Annotated in this window: 13 protein-coding genes; 3 read left to right on the top strand and 10 right to left on the bottom strand. The window is 57.3% G+C overall.

Features of this window, described 5'->3' with window-relative positions; all coding sequences use genetic code 11:
* The first annotated feature begins 549 nt into the window (after window positions 1-549).
* From U5A52_RS22760 to U5A52_RS22750, 3 genes are all read left to right on the top strand, one after another.
* A complete protein-coding gene (locus tag U5A52_RS22760) occupies window positions 550-1671 on the top strand; it encodes a porin (protein ID WP_321936320.1) in 1122 nt (373 codons plus the stop codon).
* 795 nt (window positions 1672-2466) lie between these two features.
* Window positions 2467-3531, top strand: a complete 1065-nt coding sequence (locus U5A52_RS22755) for an ROK family protein (RefSeq protein WP_321936319.1) — start codon at window positions 2467-2469, stop codon at window positions 3529-3531.
* Window positions 3532-4411: 880 nt separating this feature from the next.
* On the top strand, window positions 4412-4723 hold the full coding sequence (locus tag U5A52_RS22750) for a hypothetical protein (RefSeq protein WP_321936318.1): 312 nt from the start codon (window positions 4412-4414) through the stop codon (window positions 4721-4723).
* Window positions 4724-5995: 1272 nt separating this feature from the next.
* On the opposite strand, the gene U5A52_RS22745 is transcribed toward U5A52_RS22750, so the two are convergent.
* The 10 genes from U5A52_RS22745 to U5A52_RS22705 all read right to left on the bottom strand — a co-directional run bounded on the left by U5A52_RS22745 (window position 5996) and on the right by U5A52_RS22705 (window position 17790).
* Window positions 5996-7312 carry an MmgE/PrpD family protein gene (locus tag U5A52_RS22745; protein WP_321936317.1) on the bottom strand — a complete coding sequence of 439 codons (1317 nt, stop codon included), beginning with the start codon at window positions 7310-7312 and terminating at the stop codon, window positions 5996-5998.
* 177 nt (window positions 7313-7489) lie between these two features.
* Window positions 7490-8785, bottom strand: coding sequence for an FAD-binding oxidoreductase (locus U5A52_RS22740; RefSeq protein WP_321936295.1), 1296 nt, complete (start codon window positions 8783-8785; stop codon window positions 7490-7492).
* Window positions 8786-9087: 302 nt separating this feature from the next.
* Window positions 9088-10491: an FAD-dependent oxidoreductase gene (locus tag U5A52_RS22735; protein ID WP_321936294.1), complete on the bottom strand. Its 1404-nt coding sequence runs from the start codon at window positions 10489-10491 to the stop codon at window positions 9088-9090.
* A 320-nt stretch (window positions 10492-10811) separates the two neighbouring features.
* Window positions 10812-12293, bottom strand: coding sequence for an aldehyde dehydrogenase family protein (locus U5A52_RS22730; protein ID WP_321936316.1), 1482 nt, complete (start codon window positions 12291-12293; stop codon window positions 10812-10814).
* Window positions 12294-12546: 253 nt separating this feature from the next.
* A complete protein-coding gene (locus tag U5A52_RS43330; RefSeq protein WP_415774042.1) occupies window positions 12547-12792 on the bottom strand; it encodes a cupin domain-containing protein in 246 nt (81 codons plus the stop codon).
* 439 nt (window positions 12793-13231) lie between these two features.
* Window positions 13232-14365, bottom strand: coding sequence for a porin (locus tag U5A52_RS22725; RefSeq protein ID WP_321936315.1), 1134 nt, complete (start codon window positions 14363-14365; stop codon window positions 13232-13234).
* A gap of 444 nt (window positions 14366-14809) precedes the next feature.
* Entirely contained in the window at window positions 14810-14932 is a 123-nt protein-coding gene (locus tag U5A52_RS22720) for a hypothetical protein (protein ID WP_321936314.1), read from the bottom strand.
* A gap of 239 nt (window positions 14933-15171) precedes the next feature.
* A complete protein-coding gene (locus U5A52_RS22715; RefSeq protein WP_321936313.1) occupies window positions 15172-15936 on the bottom strand; it encodes an amino acid ABC transporter ATP-binding protein in 765 nt (254 codons plus the stop codon).
* Window positions 15933-16859, bottom strand: a complete 927-nt coding sequence (locus U5A52_RS22710; RefSeq protein ID WP_321936312.1) for an amino acid ABC transporter permease — start codon at window positions 16857-16859, stop codon at window positions 15933-15935. Before U5A52_RS22710 ends, U5A52_RS22715 begins: the two co-directional genes overlap by 4 nt.
* 28 nt (window positions 16860-16887) lie before the next feature.
* A complete protein-coding gene (locus U5A52_RS22705; RefSeq protein ID WP_321936311.1) occupies window positions 16888-17790 on the bottom strand; it encodes a transporter substrate-binding domain-containing protein in 903 nt (300 codons plus the stop codon).
* Window positions 17791-19402: the final 1612 nt, after the last annotated feature.

The raw sequence follows: 19402 nt of genomic DNA, 5'->3' as shown, positions 1-19402 counted from the left end.
GTTCTGGGCCGGATGAGTCGACGGCAGGAGCGAAAATTCACGGCACCGGCCAGGTGCCATGCGACAACGTCGACAAGAAAGAAGGGGGAACACTAAAAACGACATCGATTCTAGCGGGATGTGGGACCGTGCAGCACTGCGTCGCGCAGCGTGGCTGGCGAGCTCACGCTGGCGTACCGATGCATCTGCGTTGTTCAGTGATTCTGCGCGACGGCCTGGGAGCCGACGGCGCAACCGGGATTCAGGTCACTGTGGATGGGTCGCACCACTTTCGCTGCATCAAAAAATATATACGACTCCAGGGAATCAACAGGAATCTCTGTTGAATTAAATAAGGATTGCAAAACAACTTACGTCAATGTTTTCGGTTATCTGGCACGCGTGCATCGCCGGTCCGGAGTGGACTCAGAGTGATGCCGCCTCGATTGTCTCCACCGATCCGGACACAACCGCGTGTACCAGAAAACGCCGCATGCGATAGCCGGCCTGCACTCACGCTACCTCAGTGCCTGCCCCACCCATTTCATAGACTTGAAGGAAAGTAGACCAATGCAAAAAACCGTCCCTTATGCCGTCGCGCTCGCTCTTACCGGCTTCGCGACCCAGGCGTTTGCCCAGAGCTCGGTGACGTTGTACGGCCTCATCGACACGGGGTTCCAGTACACGCACAACTCTGGCGGCAAAAGCTCGCAAATCGCGATGTCAAGCGGCAACCTGTCGGGTTCGCGCTGGGGATTGACGGGCTCCGAGGACCTCGGTGGTGGCCTGAAGACAATCTTCACCATCGAGAGCGGCTATAGCTCGACAACCGGAGCCGGTGGTAGCAGCCTGTTCGGCCGCTGGGCGATTCTCGGTCTCAAGAGCGACCACTACGGTACGCTGACCGCCGGCCGGCAATATGACCCGCTCATCATGCTCGTGAAGCCTTTTCAGGGTAACAACTTCCTCGGCGGCATGTTCGGGACGCCAGGCGATGTCGACAACGCGGGCAACAGCGCACGATTCAGCAAGAGCGTGTTGTGGGCGAGCCCGAATTGGGGTGGTCTGCAAACCCAGTGGATGTATGCCCTTGGCGGCGTTGCAGGGTCGGTGGGCTCCGGCCAGTCATGGAGCGGAGCGGCTTCGTATAACACGGGAGCGCTCGGCGTCGCCGCCGGCTACCTGCACATCGACAACGGCAACGCGACGCTGTCGAGCCGCGGCACATCGACGTCCGATTCGCTCTTCAACACCGCGGTTAACTCCGCGTATTCATCGGCCCGCTCGATCAACATCGCACGCGCGAGCGGCAGCTATGGGCTCGGACCAGTCACGCTGGGTGGCTACTACGGCTTCGCGCAATACAATCCGGACTCGAGCTCGACCTTCAAAACGGCCGAGAAATACAATACGGGCGAAGTATATGCGCTGTGGCACGTGTCGGTGCCGCTGACGACCCAGATCGGCTACACGTATACGAAGTCCAGTGGCGATTCGTCGGCGAAGTACAACATGTTCGCGCTGGGCGCTGACTACGCGATGAGCAAGCGCACCGACTTCTACGGCGTCGCCGGCTACCAGCACGCCAGCGGCAAAAACGGCCTTGGCACCGCGCAGGCTGTGCTGACTTCGACCAACTCGGGCAAGAGCTCGCAGGCCATTGTGATGGTCGGCATGCGTCACCAGTTCTAACGCGCATTCAACCAGATGCAAGGAGCCGGGCCGTCGGCCCGGCTTTCTTCGACGGGACAGCTTCGACTTGTATTCCGCCGCCTGGTCGTTTGTTGCGGGTTCTCCTCTTCCACACAAGCGGTCCGATCTTGTACGAAGGCATAGGTTGAGGCCTTGCAGGAGTGGCTGTCGAACTATGCGAGCAATTCAACCGGCTACAGTAGAAGCGGTACCAGAGGGCTTGCGACCGCACTTCTGGCATTGTCGAGAGATGATCCGACCTTCTGTCCGGACCGCTACCCGGCCCAGCCGCGCCACGATAGCCTCATTGTCATGTGTGCGCTGCCGGCCTGCGCTAGCCTGCATCATGCGGACCGGCAGGCCCCGGCACGCAAACGGTTTTCCCCGGGGGCGATCCGCCTGTGCGCAACACGTCGCATCGCCGGTCCCGGATCACATGACCGGCATCGGGCATCAACGCAGCGAAGAAATGTACTACGCGTTATATGTATTATTTGTGACTGATACGAATGCGCCTGCCTTCACGCACCTGTTTGCAGATGAACGCGCAGATAAAAAACTACGCACAAATCGCAGATTCGGGGAATTTTATTCCTCGTTTTGCCGACCGTTCGTTAATGCAATCACTTACATAACATCCTGATAGACTCAATGTCATTGTGCTGCCTCCAGCAGCCGAACGCCGGTTCAAATCTACAGACAATGAGTGCAAAAGTTCCCGTACCAGCCAGTGTTCCCACCCTCCGCGATGACCATGGCGGGGCGCCCTTCCTGACGGAAAACGAGCGCACCATCATGAATGTCCTTCGCCGCGCAGCGATGCCACGAGCCGCGGTAACGACTCACCTCGACCTGGCACAGCAGTCCGTTCACCGTCTGATTGAACAGCTTATTGAACGCGGTCTGCTGGTCGCAGGCGAACCCGTTCGGAACGGGCGGGGTCAACCGAGTCCGCAGATCGACCTGGCACGCGATGCCGCATTCGCCGTGGGCGTTTACGTGAACGCCGATTGCGCGGTCATCAGTCTGGCCGATCTAGGATGTAACGTAAGGGAAGAACTCCTGATTCGCACACCTCAGTCCAATCGCGTGTCTTCGCTGTCGAGCCTCAATGACGCGCTCAGCCGGATGCTGTCCCGCAACGGAGTGCCGCGAGAGCGTGTCGTTGGCCTGGGATTTGCGGTGCCGGGATTTTTTATAGGTGACGGGCATCAGCTCAATGCCGTACTGCCCCTGCGCGACTGGTCGCTGGTTGACCTGCAACCGATGCTCGAAGAGAGCTTCCAGTTACCGGTGTGGATCCAGAACAGTCATACCACCGCGGCGATCGGTGAAGCCCTCAGTGGTGTCGGCCGCTGGGCGCGCAATTTCGCCTACCTTGCCTTCAATTACGGATTTAGCTGCGGGATTGTCATCAACGGCAGCCCCTACTTCGGCTCACACGGTAACGCTGGCGATGTGGCAATGCACGCGAACCATGAACTCCGGATCAGACCTGCGCTTGCCTTCCTGATCGAAGAACTCGCAAAGAACGGCACCGCGGTTGATTCTCTTGAGGATTTAAGGCAGCGCTTTGATCCCGAATGGCCCGGTGTGGAGGAGTGGATCTCTGGAACGCTACCCGCACTCGACCGCATCGTGAATGGAGTCGCCGGACTCCTTGACCCTGAGGCCATCGTCTTCGGAGGTCAGATAGCCCGGCCTCTTGCCCAGACGTTGATTGAACGCGTCTCCTTCTGGGACGAGAACAGCCGCTATAACCGACCTCCCCCGAGGCCCAAGCTCGTGCTCAGCGAGACGAACGGCGACGCCTCCGCGCTGGGCGCAGCGCTCATCCCTCTCAGGCACCACTTCTTCTGAAAACTTGAGATTGTGCTGTTGTTCTAAAGCGGTGGTGCGCTGTGCAAACGCACTGCCCCCACGTCAGCAACACAATCCCGAGCGCAGCTAACGCATTTCCGGTCATCCTCGGCGTCCGATATTAGCCCGAGCGCTTGCGCATATGCCGAAGCCGTTCAGGGTTCCGCCGGTCGCCGTCCCAATGCGCGTGGTTTTCGACGGCGCCCTTTGCCCCTCGACGAGCAGCGCCGTCCGCTGCGATTCCACCCCGTCTTACGTTGAGACGAGGGTGGTATGCAATCCTTGCCCTTTGGCGTTGCATACGCCGTCGCTGCCGCTCCAGTTCGGGCCTTCGCGAAGACTCTGGCGCCGGCCACAAAGAGGCCGATACACAGCAACCTTGTCCGTGCATGGGCGGCAACGCCCTGTGTTCGGGGTCAAAGACCCCTGCCACGGCAATCGCGCACGACTGCGCATGGCCCGTTGAGCGGGACGCATCACTCCACCCGCCTGCTCGATCTGTCACCCCCGGAACCCGACGCGCTGTGCTCGGGTGTCAAGGCCACGGTGACGTGTCGGCACTCGCCGCGCCCGATACGACCTCGATGGGGACAGCGTCGTATCGATCGAACCTGAACATCGCGCCTGGGCTGTGGCCGCACACCACGCCTGCGCGATTCATGCCGATGCCTCTCACGGCGTGCGGATTGTCCTCGAGTGCTGGCTGCAAATGTGATTCGGCCCTTCGCGGCACGCAAAACACGAGAGCTACATGGCGCAATTGTCATCCTGGCGCCATTGAACGGTTATATGCCGCCCACTATTCTTGATCACGTAGATGAGGAGATTCCTGGCGACCGCCAGACCTCTTCGCTACGTCATATTTTCATAGGAGGCTGCCGTGAAAGTTCAACTAATGTGCCTGCTATCAAGTACATTGCTCGCAGTCAGCACTTCTGCGCTGGCTTCGGGTCCGCTCACGCCGCAACAGTGCGACTCATTCCCGTTTGTCCGGACGCACGCGGAAGTCACGCACGAAGATCTGATGAATGAGCTGGGTCTGCTCAAATCCGTTGGCTACATCCAGCCGGCGGGAGATGACGTGACCTATCCACGTGGCATCAGAACCGCGGGCAAGCGGCTTAATGCGAAGTATCTCGCCGACTGCGAGCCGGCCCAGGGGGCTGTCCAGGCGCCGCCGCAAGTGCAATAAGCCCTCGCCGCCGGAGCGTCCTTCACTGTTCAACGTTGTGCTCGCGGCCCGGCAGCGGCGAGCACAATCGTCTCAACTCAGCGCATCTCTAGCACTACCCAGTGCGCGGGAACACCAGCGCGGCGCTTAACGAATGCTAAATACCCTCCGTGGCGTTAGCGCACTGCATGCCATGTCCTGGCTGATTGAACCAGGCCACATAAAAAAACCCGGCGGGGCCGGGTTAACAACTCGTGAATTCCCACGACACGAGTTGACGTGGAATGTTGTCGACGTATGTTTCAAAACGCCGAAATGCCCCGCGACGACGAAGCAGGCCTCCCTGCGGGGGCCTCCACACAGCTCGCGGTGGTTGTCAGTCGTTATCCACCATTGCCGTTTATGTGTGCCAGTCCGAGCCGGCTCGACCCGTAAGGCAGGAGAGCGGCAAAAGGTCGTACTACACCCAACAGGTCTGCGTGTCACATAGGTGAAAAAGGAGCACTGCGAGATTGCAAATGGCCGGTGATCTGAGGAGCTCCGAGACGCGTCGCGGGGCGGTAGCTTCTTGCAAGAAGCTCGTGGCGCACCTGCAGCGACGATCGAGGAACAGAAAGCACGAGTTCACATACGGCTGCCCGACCCTCCGCTGAGTTGGCTAGTGGAAGGTGTCCATACGCCAGGAAAAAAAGATCGGCGACTCGGTCTCAAGCTGGGGATATTGTGGCGCTTCCGCGGCGTGAAAAGTACCTTCTTCGCAAGCCACGTCGGGCAGCGCGTCAGCGAGGCCCCCGAAAATCATAGACTCCCGTGAAGTGGGCGGACGTTGTTTGTCCGCTACCGACAATCGGATATATCGTCGACGATCTTTCAAGATCCTGTACAGCAAAGAACACCTCGATCTCTAGTTAAAGAGTTGGCGAGAGCGCCTACTTTGCCTCCCGCCGAAAAGTGAATGCCTGCGCGAACCAGTGCCGCCAGGCGTTTGGTCACGCAGATCGAGACAGCAATGTGAAACTCGCCATTCGCCCAGTAACGCAGGCAGCGTGAAAGTCAGAATGGCCGCTTCGACGTACACTTGGTAGTCTTCACCGCTTCTAAGAGCAATCAGATTACCCGTTGCGTCAATAAGCTGGCGCTTCAGACCACTTTCGCTTCGATAGTGACTGAAGCCATTTGCCGGAGCTCACCATTCCATCGCCGCGCACGACATTGTCTTCCTCTTCAATAACGAGCCGGTTCTCCCTGATGATTTCGGCAAAACCCCAGCCTAGTTGCCGGTTGCTCCTTTGTTCACCGGGAACCGATCACGTCGAAGAGCGGTTTGAAACCAGCAGTCGTAAGCTGATTTAGTGCCAATACGATGGCGTGTTGTTTATCCGGCCGAACGCTCCCAGCGGCCAGTCGGAAAAACTTCTCGACTATTTGCTCCCGGCTCATTGGGTTTGCGACATCTCCGAGCGGAGACTTAACTGTCAGGCTCTCCGGACCCGCCCCCTGATCCATTGTCACCCTACAGGGCGTAGTGGCCGGAAACGAATCAGCAAAATCCTCGTGGGCCACGAGTTCAGTTTTGGCCGCCAACGCAAGAACCTCGGCGTCCTCCAGCGAGGCTGGATTTACTGGCTGAAGCGCAGCGACTCCACGGATTGCAGCCAGAGCACAATTAAAGTAATAGCTATACTGGCCACCTTCCAGGGTTTTCGGAGCTCGTTCATTCGGGAGCGAGAGACCTTCCCGAAAAGTTTCGATACGGAGACTGAGAACCGGACGGCCAGGTCGGCGAAGAAACGCAATCGCATCTATCGCTGCATGCATGTACCGGCAGCACGCGTATGGCTTGAGGTAGCAGTCCTCCATCCACCAGCCGTCGCCTAGTCGACCAACGAGAATGTCGCGCCTGAAGCGATCGTCACGATCAAGAAGGTCCCGGGGGCCTGTAGCGCCCGCCTGTGCACGATAAGCTCCCGTCAACCCGGCTACAACGGCCGGCGGAATACATTCCTTGACCGTACTCCCTTCATAGACTGAACCACCGTCTGGAAAGCCGATCGGACCTTCCGCGCCAGCGATCCCAAGCGCATTTGCCATTTCAGACGCGTTCAGCTGCAACAGTCGCCCTGCCGCCGCTGCGACTCCGTAATTCACCCAACGCCCGCTTGCATATGTTTCGACAGTCGATGAGGGCCGCGCTGTTGCCACGCGCAAAGCTACGTCGTAACCGATCGCGATCGCATCGAAGATGCGATCGTCCGATGCCTCGATAGCCTGCGCCACCGCGAATACAGCAGCAATGATCCCAGCACCTGGATGCCCTGCCGCGCCACGGTGCCCGTCGTCAATATCCAACGCACTGGCAGCGGCTGAATTAGCCATTGCCGCTCCGGCGACACTCAAATTTTCACCGCCAAGCCAAACACCGGATTTTCCCTCTCCGAAGATCCCGACGGCAGCGCGGCGGGCAGCCACTGCGAGCTCCGAACTGAAGCCGGCAGCGGTAGCGCTCATCAAATCCATGATCAGTAGCGAACACGCGTCCCGCGCCTTGTCCGACAACTTGCCCTCGGGATGCTCACTCGCGAAAACAGCAAGTTCATCTATTGCGTGCATGCTTATTACTCTCCTTGAGATGGCACCTTGATTCCAGGCGCCAATGACGGCGACCCGCAGGTGTCCGGTCAGCCTTGTAGAGCCTCTGGTAGCGTCCTCCAGGCGAACGCCGAAGCTCTAACATCCAAATCGTAGAATCGACTCGTCGCTTCACTCTGAAGCCCACGGTCTGGGAAATCATGCGCGCGCGAAACGCCTGCGCAACCGCCGAAACTTCCGGACAGTCATCATCACGGGCAGGCGCAGATTGTGAAACGCATAACGCGCTGGCTCCATGACTGCAACCGGAAGGTCTGTGTGCGTAATCCCACGAATCCGCTCGGCTGCGAGTCTCCCCATGACGGTGGCCAGTGCCACGCCCCGTCCGTTGCAACCGTAAGCCGCAACGAGGCCAGGCTCGAGCTCGATGACTCGCGGCAGATGATCCCGCGTGAGAGTGAGCTTTCCGCCCCAACGCGACGTAAATGGCGTCTCCGAAAGCTGCGGGAACAATATGTTCGCCGATCGCGCCAAAGCGTGAAAAAGTGCCGGCTCTTCCTTGTCTGTGAGGCTTCCACCCCCGCCTGCAATAAATCGCCCTGCATCATCGCGTCGAAAATATAGCCCGAGGTCCATGAGATCCGACACTGGCAGCCGGCTTGGCACAACCGTCCGGTCGAGATCTGGAGGCAGCGGCTCCGTGGCGATCTGATAGCTCTGCACCACAATCATCGCCGTCTTGAGCACTGGATACAAATCACCAAGATAACCGTTGGTCGCAAGCAGAACATGCCGGGCGAGAACAGTTCCGCCCGGCGTCTCGAGTCGCCACGCAGCTCCATCCCGCGTGAGCCTCCTGACTGGTGTATTGCCAAGGATTGTCGCGCCCATCGAAGCAGCCGCGCCTGCCAGTCCGCGCGCGTAGCTGAGCGGCTGCACCATACCCGAGCGGCGGTCGATCATGCCACCCTTATAATAAGGTGTCCCGATCATGCGCTGGATGACCTCGGAATCAAGCCATTCCACGTCAGCGCCCTTATCCTGCAACTCGGTGACCCGCCGCCGGACAGCCTTGAGCATGGCCGGCGAATGGGCTGCCTGAATCCAGCCATCCCGATGTGCTTCGCAACGAATCTGGAAGCGCTCAATCAGAGAAAATACCGTCTCCGCGGTCCCGGCGCCAAAGCGGTAAAGTGCTTCCGCTTCCGCAGGTCTGAAGCGAACGGCCAGTTCACTGGGGTCAAGCTTGATACCCGCTATGACCTGTCCGCCGTTTCTGCCCGAGGCGCCGAAGCCCGGCTCCTGCGCCTCGAGAACGAGCGGAGCCAGCCCCGCTTCAGCCAGGTGCAGGGCTGCCGAGAGACCACAGAATCCCCCGCCGACAATCGCAATATCGGTCGAAACATCGCCATTGATCCGCCTGGCTTCGCTGCGGGGCGCCCCGGTTATCTCCCATAACCCGTAAGGCGTGGTTTGTTCTGGAACCCTCAACATGATCTCTCTACTCCCGATTATCGAAGATGCGCCGATCGCGATTCAGTGTCACCGACAAGGAGCTGCCGGCGACGCTGGGCGTTGGTCCTGGCGCCCCCCCTGACTCACGTCGCCACTCTCTCCGGAATCAGCAGCGCGACTCCTTCATCCAATGCTCGCTTCTTGCGCTCGTGTGCCTTCTTACGCTGCGGAATAGCCTTGATGCTATTGCCGACAGTCTCCGCATTCAGACTCGCACGACCTATTTGTTCCACCCTGCCATCCGAATGCTTCGCTGCGAACCCTGCAGGTGTACAGATCCACTAGGAATCGAAGCCCAGTCCAAGTGCGTCCAACACCCGCAGGTAGAGATTCCGCCGGCCACCATTATGATCTGCTCGATTGAGGGACCACCGCGCCAGCTGGATCGACAGGTAGCGCATCGGCTCCGGCGGAAACGGAAGCGGCATTTTCCGTACCATTCTCAGCTTCGTACGCTCCGTAGACAAACCTTCGCACCGGTCCAGCAGTACATTGGCGGCAAAACGCGTGGCTCCAACACCAAGACCGGTAAAGCCCGCCCCATAATGGACACGCCCGCGCATTGCGGTCGCGAAAAATGCACAGAACTGCGTTGACGTGTCGATTGCTCCTGCCCACCGGTGGGTGAACCTGATACCGGCAAGCTGGGGGAACGTGGTGAAGAAATGTTTCGCGACCGTCCGATATGAATCTTCCCGGTCCTCATACCCAGCTTTTACATCTCCACCGTAGTGGTAAATTGCGTCATAACCGCCGAAGAGGATCCGGTTATCCCGGGTCAGCCGGTAATAATGGAACTGGTTACCCATGTCCGATACACCCTGCCGGTGATGCCATCCGATCGAAGACATCTGTGCCGCGCTAAGGGGCTCCGTCATCAGCACGTAGTCGTATACCGGAATCGTGTGATACCGATATCGGCGCAACAGACTCGGATAGGCGTTCGTCGCCAGGATGACCCGCGAAGCGCGTACCCGCGCGCCCGAAGCAAGCTCGAGCACGACTTCGTGTCCTTCGCGCGCGAGCTTCGCCACCGCACTGTTCTCGAAAATGCACACACCAAGTTCAGTTGCCACTCGCGTCAGTCCGTGAAGGAGTTTGGCTGGATGCAACATCGCCGATCCCTCACGATTCCAGCGACCAGCAAGGTAGGTCGGTGAATTCACTTCGGCCCGCACTTCTTCCTGGGAGAGCAACCCCGGCCCCTCGAGCTCGTCAATCTGATACGGCTCAATGGCAACCGTCAGGCTGCCTGTGCGTTCGAAATCGCAATCTATCTGGTAGCGCCTGAGCGTTTCCTCGAACTCGGCGATATTCCTTAAGCCAAGTCTGCGCAACTGGTCCATCTCGTCGGCCCAGCGTTGTGTGCCGTTTTTTTCACCGTGGGTAATGCTGGGCGAACAGAATCCTCCGTTCCGCCCCGACGCTGCGTGGCCGATGGTGCGCCCTTCAAGCAGTATTACCGAACGCGCCGGATTCCGCTCTTTTGCCATCAGGGCAGACCACAGGCCAAGGAAACCGCCTCCGACAATCACAAGATCAGCATGAGCGTCTTCGTTACAGGACGGAAATACGGAGAACGGAGCCGCGTCGTCGAGCCAGAAGGGTTCAAGCTTCGAATTGCGGAGCGATTGGCTGACAATCTTGTCACAGGGCGGTTTCAGTTCAAAAATAGTCTGATTCATAGAGTCTGGTTATCCCATGACGCGTTTGTTCCCGGTCGGCTCGCGAAACAATAGCGCATGTTTCGAACCCTTCCTTCAGATACCGATAACGGCTACACCAACCAACATCACCCGGCCATTCGCCTCCCGAATCCGCAGAGCCGGAGATATCGTGGGCAAGTACAGCGTCGATCGTCCCGAAAACTCCCAAACCGAAACTCCGCTCATATCCTGGGATTCAGTCTTCGACTTCAGTGACTGTCCGCCAATCTTTCGGAAGGCCGGACGCTTTGTCTGTCAGCCAGCGATGCCACACATCTCGGCCGACGATCAATGCGTCTCTATCGGGTGTACCAGCCAAATGGCCCCGGACGCAGGTTGGTATTCACCTGCTTGACTTGCTGATATTCAAGCAAACCGTTCACACCTAAATCACGCCCATAGCCACTCATCTTGTAGCCCCCCCAAGGCGCTTCGTTAAACGTCGGGTTATAACAGTTGATCCAGGTGACGCCTGCGCGGAGCGCTTTGACGACACGAAGTGCGCGGGCACCATCTGTCGTAAACACCCCTCCGGCCAGGCCGTAGCGCGTATCGTTCGCCATTGCTATCGCCTGCTCCTCCGTCTCGAAAGTCTGGATCGATGCAACTGGTCCGAACACTTCCTCCCGGACGATTTCCATCTCCGGTCGACATTCGTCGAGAATGGTCGGAGCCATGAAGAAACCCTTCGAGAGCGCTCCTTCACTCAGTCGGCCGCCTCCGCAGACGAGTTTCGCCCCCTCCTCCCGTGCGCGCTCAACGAAACCCGTCACCTTATCCAGATGCGCCGCCGAGATAAGGGGCCCCATGTCCGGGTTGTCGAGGCCTCGTCCGATTGTCATCTTCGTTGCCCGCTCGGCAAGGCGATTGACGAAGGCATCCTTGATGGAATCTTGCACGAGGATTCTCGCGCCCGCGGAGCAGACTTCTCCCTGATTAAAGAAGACGCCAAACATCGCCCACTCCACCGCACCTTCGAGGTCCGCGTCGGAGAAGATAATATTTGGCGACTTGCCGCCCAGTTCCAGGCCGACTTTCTTAAGGTTACCTACCGCCGCTGTCGCGATAGATTGCCCAGTGCGGGTACTCCCGGTGAAGGTGATCATGTCTACGTCGTTGCTCGCAGCAAGCTCTGCTCCGACATTCGGACCCGTTCCCAGCACGAGGTTAGCGGTTCCAGGAGGCAACCCAGCCTGCTCCATTATCCTGAAGAGGATTGCCGCCGACAGCGGGGTCAGTTCGCTTGGCTTGAAGACGACGCAATTCCCTGCCGCCAGAGACGGAGCCAATTTCCATGCAGCCATGAGAACCGGATAATTCCATGGAGTGATGAGAGCACACACTCCAACTGGCTCATGCATTGAAAACGCGTGCATGGGGCCAAAGGCGTCTGTCACATCATAAACCCCACCTTGGGGTGCGCTGATTAGTCCGGCGTAGTACCGAAAGCATGCGGCAGCATCTTCCACGTCACAGCGTGCCTCCCGCAACGGTTTTCCGTTGTTGCGAGAATCGAGCTCGGCCAATTCGTCGATACGGCTGAGGATTCCGTCTGCCACCCGGTACAGCACTTGCGCACGCAGTGGCGCGGGCGTGAGGCGCCACGTTCCAGCTCCCAGAAATGCCTCCCGCGCTGCCGTAATCGCAAGGCGCGCATCCTCAACATGGCTATCCGTCACGATCCCGACAACGCTGCCGTCCGCAGGATCGCTTACCTTGCGGGTAGATCCATTGAGCGCGGGCTGCCACTTCCCGCCAATATAGTTAAGTATGGTTTCCATATTCCGCGTTAAACGATTGGGGCACGTCTCCATCACCCGTGTCAACGAAAAGACCGACATCCGCCGTCGCGCCACCCAGGACACATTGGCACGGTGACCGATGCACGCCCGAAGATCCATTGCCGTCGCTGGATGGTCTCAACAGAGCCGCTTCGGATCCGGTCGACGGATCGACGTGCCCTGTCTAGTTCTCGCCGCCCTCTTCGAGCTGCTCCTGTGCGCCCTTGCCTTGGCGTACAAGAGTTCCTCGGGGTTACTGCTCGTCGACACCGAATTGCCGGTACACTTTTCTGAGCGTTTCATGTATGTGCCAGATGGTGCGGGCACCGGCAGGCAAATAACAGATCGTTCCCGACGATAACTCCACCGTCCCGGCTCCCTCGATCTCTACCGTCGCACGACCGCATAGAACAACGAAAGTCTCCTCAACTTCGGTGTCGCAAACCGTGCCCGGGGTAATTTCCCATATACCCAGCCGGGAACCGTCTGCTTGTCTCATAAGGACCCGGCCGCGAGTCCCCGGAGTGCCATCCAGTATCTTTTCCTCAGCGAGCCCCCATGGTTCCAATCCAATCTCAAAAGCTTCGAGCGCGATGGGTCGGCCACCGAAACCTGCTAAGTCCTCCATAGATCCTCCATATATAGATCGGTCATTTCGACGCGCGTGTCGCATCGCTCTTAAACACGCCTACCCGACTGAAAGTCCGCCTCACTTCAGACCGATTCTGAAATGTTCGAGGTCGAATCCGGACCACGCGGCAGGCAGGCCGTCGCGACCTGTTCTTATCGACGGACAGTGCTGTGACAGGCGCCTGCGCGTGTGTGCCTTTCGTGAGGATGTACACAGAGCCTGATTGGTTAAAATACAGCCTCGCACAGGCTGGTTCTGCATTGTGCAGTCAGCCTGAGCGTTCCACCCCTGCGACGCTCACGCACAGTTAGAACTTGTGACGCAAGCCAACGGTGACGAGAGCTTGAGAACTTTTTCCCGCGTCAATGTCCGACGAACCGATGACAGCCTGCGCTTGCCCCAGGCCGTCTGTGCCCGCCGCATGCGCATAGGCGACGACGCCGTAGATATCCGTGCGCTTGCTGACCAGGTAGTCCGCCGCGAGCGCAACCTGATGACGCGTCGCCGATGAATCACCGCTCGACTTCGTGTAGTTGTAGCCAATCTGGGTTTGGAACTCAGGAGTAACGTTCCACACCGCGTACACTGCCGCGTTGTTATACTTCTCGGCCTGCTTAAATGTTGAACTCGCATCTGGATTGTATTGCGAGAAACTGTAGTAGCCACCGAGAGTTACCGAGCCAATGACGTAGTTGCCGCCTGCACGGGCAATGTTGATCGAGCGTGCCGACGCATATGCGTTGTTGACCGAACTGGAAAAGAGCGAGTCGGCCGAAGTCGTGGACCTTGTCGACAGCGTCGCATTTCCATTGTCGATGTGGAAATAGCCTGCCGCCAACGTAACGGGGCCAGTGGCGTAGGAGAATGCGCCGCTGTATGTCTGACCCGAACCCACGCTGCCAGCTACACCACCGAATGAGTACATCGCCGACAAATTGAAGCCGCCCCACGTGGGACTCGCCCATTTCACCGCATTGTTCACCCGTACACTGTTGTCAGCGTTATCAATGTCACCTGGGCTAGTAAAGAAGCCACCGAGATACTCGTCCGGCTGTACCGGCTGGACCAGATCGACTAGTGGATCATACTGGCGACCGAGCGTGAGAGTACCCCACGAGGTATCCTGCAAACCGACATAAGCCTGGCGCCCAAACATTCTGCCACCCTGCCCGAGCGCACCGCTGGTCGAATCGAACCCGTTCTCAAGCTTGAAGATCGTCGAGAGCCCCCCGCCGAGATCTTCTTTACCCTTCAGCCCCCAGCGCGAACCGGATTGATTGCCGCTGACCAATGAAATGGCCGTCGACTGACCGCCACTATTGTGGACATACTGAATACTTGTGTCGATGATACCGTATAGCGTGACCGAATTCTGCGCGTGCGCCTGCGATGCGACGGTGATGAGCGCGACCGCGGGGACTGTCATGAAAGTTCGTTTCATTAATATTCTCCAAACTAATTAGGTATACTACTTTTTTTATACATCCAACACACGACAACATTGCGAACAGGTTCGCTAGCCCGCTAGCCGGATTCCGTGGGGTGCGCCACTGCGCGACCGCATCCCACGGAGCATCAGCGCTCCTTACTCAGCCGGTTCTCGCGTCATAAGAAGTCTGTTTCCGGTGAGCGCCCAGAACATCTCCACGCCTATTCGAACAACGGAATACCGCGCGACGCGGTCAAGACATCGAACTAGTTTCGTGTGAAATAGCTCCAAGCCATTTCAGCAACAACACAGACATGAGCGCGTGAGCACACGTGGTCGCGCCCCAACAGAAGTTCGTCGAAAAACAAGCCGCCCACTATCGGTTTCTTCAAGAATCGACGGCCCTGCAATTGGAACGACCATCTCTTTTCAACACCGGATAACAAACGGACGAAATCATTCCACCACAATTTTTTGACCGTCGAAGAATTTGGCCTGGCCGGAATACCCGTGGATCAAGAAGTGCCATGTCGTTGTTACCAGGGCAGCGAAGCCGCCCCGCTTGAGATCCGATTTCATATCCGCGTTCCGAAAAGCTCGCGTCAATTGCCATCCATGAGAGACTTTCAACAGCAGACACCCCATGGGGAGTGCGACCGGCGTCACGTCCGCCCAATGACCGCCTCAAAGTACAGCAATACGCGGCCTTCAGTGCGACAGAAGTTGAATAGTGGCGTAGTGGCTACGTTCTTTATCCATATACCTTAATAACATCTATCGCACCGGCCCGACGCAACCTGATTTATCCGAGTTAATGCTTAAAGGACTTTCGAAAGAAATGCCTGGGTCCTTTCATGTCTTGGCGATGCAAGAACCTGTCCGGGTGGGCCGCTCTCGACAACAACGCCTTGGTCCATAAATACAACCTGGTCGCATACCTCACGGGCAAACCCGAGTTCGTGCGTTACCACCACCATCGTCATTCCCCCTTCCGCGAGTGACCGCATCACGTCCAGAACTTCTCCGACAAGTTCGGGATCGAGCGCCGACGTCGGCTCGTCAAACAGCATAAGTTTTGGCTTCATTGCCAATGCTCGAGCGATGGCGACCCGCTGTTGCTGCCCGCCCGAAAGTTGTTGCGGGTATGCATTTCCACGATCGCCCAACCCAACCCGATCGAGAAGAGTTTGTGCTTCGGCGAGAACTTCGCTTCGTGGACGACCAAGAACATGAACTGGAGCTTCGATGATGTTCTCGAAGACAGTCATATGAGGAAAAAGGTTGAAACGCTGAAAGACCATGCCCGCCGTTAGCCGTGCGCGTGCGGTCTGCCGCTCTTTCATCTCGTACAGTCGACCATTCCGCTCCTCGTAGCCCACTAGTTTATGGTCCACATACAAGCGTCCTGCATCAACCTTTTCAAGATGATTTATGCAGCGCAGAAAAGTGGTCTTCCCTGAGCCCGACGGGCCGATAAGAGAGGTCACCGAGCCCCTTTCGACGCGCAGGTTAATGCCCTTGAGGATTTCTGTATGTCCGAAACTCTTCCTCACCCCTCGAGCTTCCACCATAGGACCGTTCATTTCATCCTCCTCGCTCGGCGGCGCCTAGCTCCATTGGGTATCGTGTCGAAACCACGTCCATAGCGTCGTTCGAGTTTGTTTTGAAAGAAGCTCATGACTGTCGTCATGAAGAGGTACCACAGACTGGCTACGATGAGCAGCGGAATTGTCTGGAAATTGGTCGAGTAGATAATCTGAGCGGAATACAGCAAGTCGGAAATAGCCAGAACGCTGACGAGTGAGGTTCCCTTTAGCATTGAGATGACCTCATTCCAGGTTGGCGGAAGTACTACACGCATCGCTTGGGGGAGAATGACTCGCCGCAATGCCTTCGAACCATTCATCCCAAGTGCTCGAGCAGCCTCGTGCTGACCTTTGTCAACAGACGCAATGCCACTACGAATGATCTCCGCCATGTAGGCGGCTTCGTTGAGCGACAGTCCCAGGAGAGCGGCGCCGAGAGGCGATATAAACGCATTTGCCGACCCAAGGACCCAAGACGGGCCACCAAACGGGACCCCAAGTGCGATAACCGGATACAGAGCGGCAATGTTGTACCAAAAGATCAACTGAACCAGGACGGGTGTACCGCGGAAGAACCATATGTAGGTACGGCTAACGCTGCTTACCACTGGGTTGGCGGACAGACGCATCACCGCGAGAATCGTCCCCAAGGCGATTCCGATGGCCATGGCGACAATAGTGAGAACGAGTGTGAGTCCAGCCCCGCTCAGTATTTGAGGCGCAAAGATATAGCCAACAACCACATCCCAGTGGAAACGCGGATTCGTCGCGACATTCCAGGCTGCGCCTGCCGCGAAGAGAATCAGGAGTACTGCAATAGCCAGCCTGACCGGATGTTTAAGGGGGACGACCGGGATGGAATCGTCGGTGGAAATCGGCGCCCCGGGATCGGCAGTCGTATCGACTTGAATTGGGAGCATGGAACTCTCCTGGTTACTGGGGCTATCGTTACTGTGCAAAGTTGACACGGGCATTAGTCACCGCACTTGTTTTGACGCCATACTTACTCAGAACCGCAAGATATGCGGGGCTCTTGATTACATATGCAACGGCAGCAGATGTTGCCTTGAGGAGATTTGAATCTTTAGATACGCCGACGGCGACCGGGTCAAAGTTGAAAGTATCTGCCACTGCGATTTCGGCGTTTTGCCGGGCGACCAAATCGAGGATCGGCGAATCAGCCCAGACAGCGTCTTGCCGGCCGCTGATAAGCGCAGCAATTGCCTGTTGAGTTTCCTGGAACGTACTTACCTGGATCTGCGCTTTACCCGCCGCCTGGCATGCCTTATTGAAATCCGGAAGCTCGACTGTAAGCTGATACGAGCCTGTCAGAAGGGCGACTTTCTTCCCACAGAGGTTGTGTTGGTTCAGGCCTAAGGGGTTTCCTTTGGGGACTACGATGTCTTCTCCGATCGCCATATAGTCAACAAAGTCGAGCACCTTCATTCTTTCGGTCGTGGGCGTCATTGAAGCTACGCTCATGTCGTATCGCCCTGCTGCCATTCCAGGAATGATAGCGTCGAATGTCGCAACCTTGATGTCAACACGCAGGCCTAGCGCCTGTCCGATCAGGCGTGCAATTTCAGGATTGATCCCAGTCATGTTCTGGGTACCAGCTTCGTAATACTGGGTAGGCGGTTCGTTGGTTGGCATGACCACACGAAGCACTTTCTGAGCCTTAATTGATTCCGGCAGAAGCTTCACCGCCTCCTGGTCTACCGCCAGAGCAGGAACGCCCGTCTCACCAGCGTAGCTTGAGGAACCAGCGATCAACAGCGAAGCAGCCAACAGGCCAGCCATCGCTACTCGCGGAGCGCGGAATTTGCGGGGGATTTCAAAGTAGCTGATCATCGAAAAATCTCCGTTCTTGCATGGTTGGTGAATATTTCTGGCGAAACTCCCAAGAAAGGGAACTAGCCTCGGTATAGCTTTGTTATGCTTATTAATCTGTATTTTTCTTACAATGGCGATTCGTATCTGGTCACAAATGATTCGTCATCTTCATTTACTCTTCGTACTGTCACAACTCAGGCGCTTTTCAAACTTCACATTCACGTGGCACACAGGAGGCCCTCTCCGAATGGGGCATACTCCCCTTGATAGCCAACGTGCAGCCGCACTAGCGCACGTCTGCGACGCCTAAAGTCTTCTTCACGTCGCGCTTCCTTTCCGGACTCGCGAGGCTGAAACCCAAATCATCGACCCGAATACCTCGCGACACACGTTTTGTCTTCCCAGCGCGCACCACCGATGACTCAATCGGCTAGCCGCGACGGAATGGGCACTCGACTGGGAAATGACGTACCACCCATACAAATTCCGTATCGTCGCCCCCCCTTCGTCGCCCGCCCACCTTTTCCGCAGTGGGGCGGATGGCATCGACTCCGCGTCGAGCCTGTGGCGTCCGCTTGGGAGATCCACTCGTTCATCCTAGCTCATCAAGATGATTCATCATGGGAGAAATAATAGCCCCTATGGAAGAATATGATCGTTTTTTATTGTAGGTGTTTACACCCGTATCCCGGGAAAAATGTCCATGCTTCAGGCACATTTAAGGGGATATTGCATCAATTTCGCGCATGCTGACGGCGTTTCCCGAGCGGTTTGACGCAGTTGTGCGTGGTAGCTTGCGACCCACTTTGATAGGTTTAAAGGGGTGACGTGGAAGATTACGGTTTCCCTGGCGGTGGGTCATGATCACCGTGAACCAGCTGCAAACGCATATGGTTACGGTTGGGCAGGAATGCGCAGGCACCAGCAGCAGATCGCGCGGAAGTATTTCTCGATTCGCAATTGAAAGCGACTGGGTGCGAAATATCTGGAGCTCGTGCAGTGCCGAGAGCCAGGCCGTCGGCCTGGAATATCCAGGGCATCTGCGGGGCTAGCGCAACTTCGCGGTCACAGATGCGGGCTTCTCATTCCCCTCCGACGGGTCCTACCACTGATTCCCACTCGACGGCGACGGGCTCGAAGTATGCGCGAGTCTTGTCGAAACGCCCGTTGTCAACAAGGGCGCTGGGCGCCTTCGCGGACCGGTATGATCATCAAGATCCAATCCTTGAGGCGACGATCATTTTTCAAAGGTCAACCTTCGTTCTGTGCGCCGCGCCAGGAGCCTGACACGAAGCAGGTCGCCGCCTGTACGCCAGTCATCTCCGCTGAAGTGTCCCGCTGACGGCAAACCACCCATTGGGCTGAGAACGAGCAGATACTCCCAAACTATCTCGAGCATTTCCGTGAAAAATGTACCGAACACGCCAGGGCGATAGGTTGTAAAAATCCTTTATAATCAATGTATTGATGGACAATCCGCTGAGAAACAAGGGTAAACACCTAAATCTCATAACAATCGAACTCTGCCACGAAGATATATCATTTCTACCACAAGAAACCATCACGCATTGCAACTCGATCTACGGCGGAACACTGCCATAGGCAGGGGCCAACCCGCCTTTTCCGCGTT

Origin of the sequence: Paraburkholderia sp. J8-2, from assembly GCF_905220195.1 — a bacterium.
In the GTDB taxonomy this organism is placed as follows: domain Bacteria; phylum Pseudomonadota; class Gammaproteobacteria; order Burkholderiales; family Burkholderiaceae; genus Paraburkholderia.
This window is presented reverse-complemented; position numbering and strand designations above follow the sequence as displayed.

Excerpts from the sequence above, each read along its gene's own strand:
- U5A52_RS22745 (WP_321936317.1), bottom strand. The coding sequence starts at position 7,312 with ATGCACGCAATAGATGAACTTGCTGTTTTCGCGAGTGAGCATCCCGAG.
- U5A52_RS22730 (WP_321936316.1), bottom strand. The coding sequence starts at position 12,293 with ATGGAAACCATACTTAACTATATTGGCGGGAAGTGGCAGCCCGCGCTC.
- U5A52_RS22720 (WP_321936314.1), bottom strand. The coding sequence starts at position 14,932 with ATGAAATCGGATCTCAAGCGGGGCGGCTTCGCTGCCCTGGTAACAACG.
- U5A52_RS22710 (WP_321936312.1), bottom strand. The coding sequence starts at position 16,859 with ATGCTCCCAATTCAAGTCGATACGACTGCCGATCCCGGGGCGCCGATT.
- U5A52_RS22725 (WP_321936315.1), bottom strand. The coding sequence starts at position 14,365 with ATGAAACGAACTTTCATGACAGTCCCCGCGGTCGCGCTCATCACCGTC.
- U5A52_RS22760 (WP_321936320.1), top strand. The coding sequence starts at position 550 with ATGCAAAAAACCGTCCCTTATGCCGTCGCGCTCGCTCTTACCGGCTTC.
- U5A52_RS22715 (WP_321936313.1), bottom strand. The coding sequence starts at position 15,936 with ATGAACGGTCCTATGGTGGAAGCTCGAGGGGTGAGGAAGAGTTTCGGA.
- U5A52_RS22755 (WP_321936319.1), top strand. The coding sequence starts at position 2,467 with ATGAATGTCCTTCGCCGCGCAGCGATGCCACGAGCCGCGGTAACGACT.
- U5A52_RS22740 (WP_321936295.1), bottom strand. The coding sequence starts at position 8,785 with ATGTTGAGGGTTCCAGAACAAACCACGCCTTACGGGTTATGGGAGATA.
- U5A52_RS22735 (WP_321936294.1), bottom strand. The coding sequence starts at position 10,491 with ATGAATCAGACTATTTTTGAACTGAAACCGCCCTGTGACAAGATTGTC.
- U5A52_RS22705 (WP_321936311.1), bottom strand. The coding sequence starts at position 17,790 with ATGATCAGCTACTTTGAAATCCCCCGCAAATTCCGCGCTCCGCGAGTA.
- U5A52_RS43330 (WP_415774042.1), bottom strand. The coding sequence starts at position 12,792 with ATGAGACAAGCAGACGGTTCCCGGCTGGGTATATGGGAAATTACCCCG.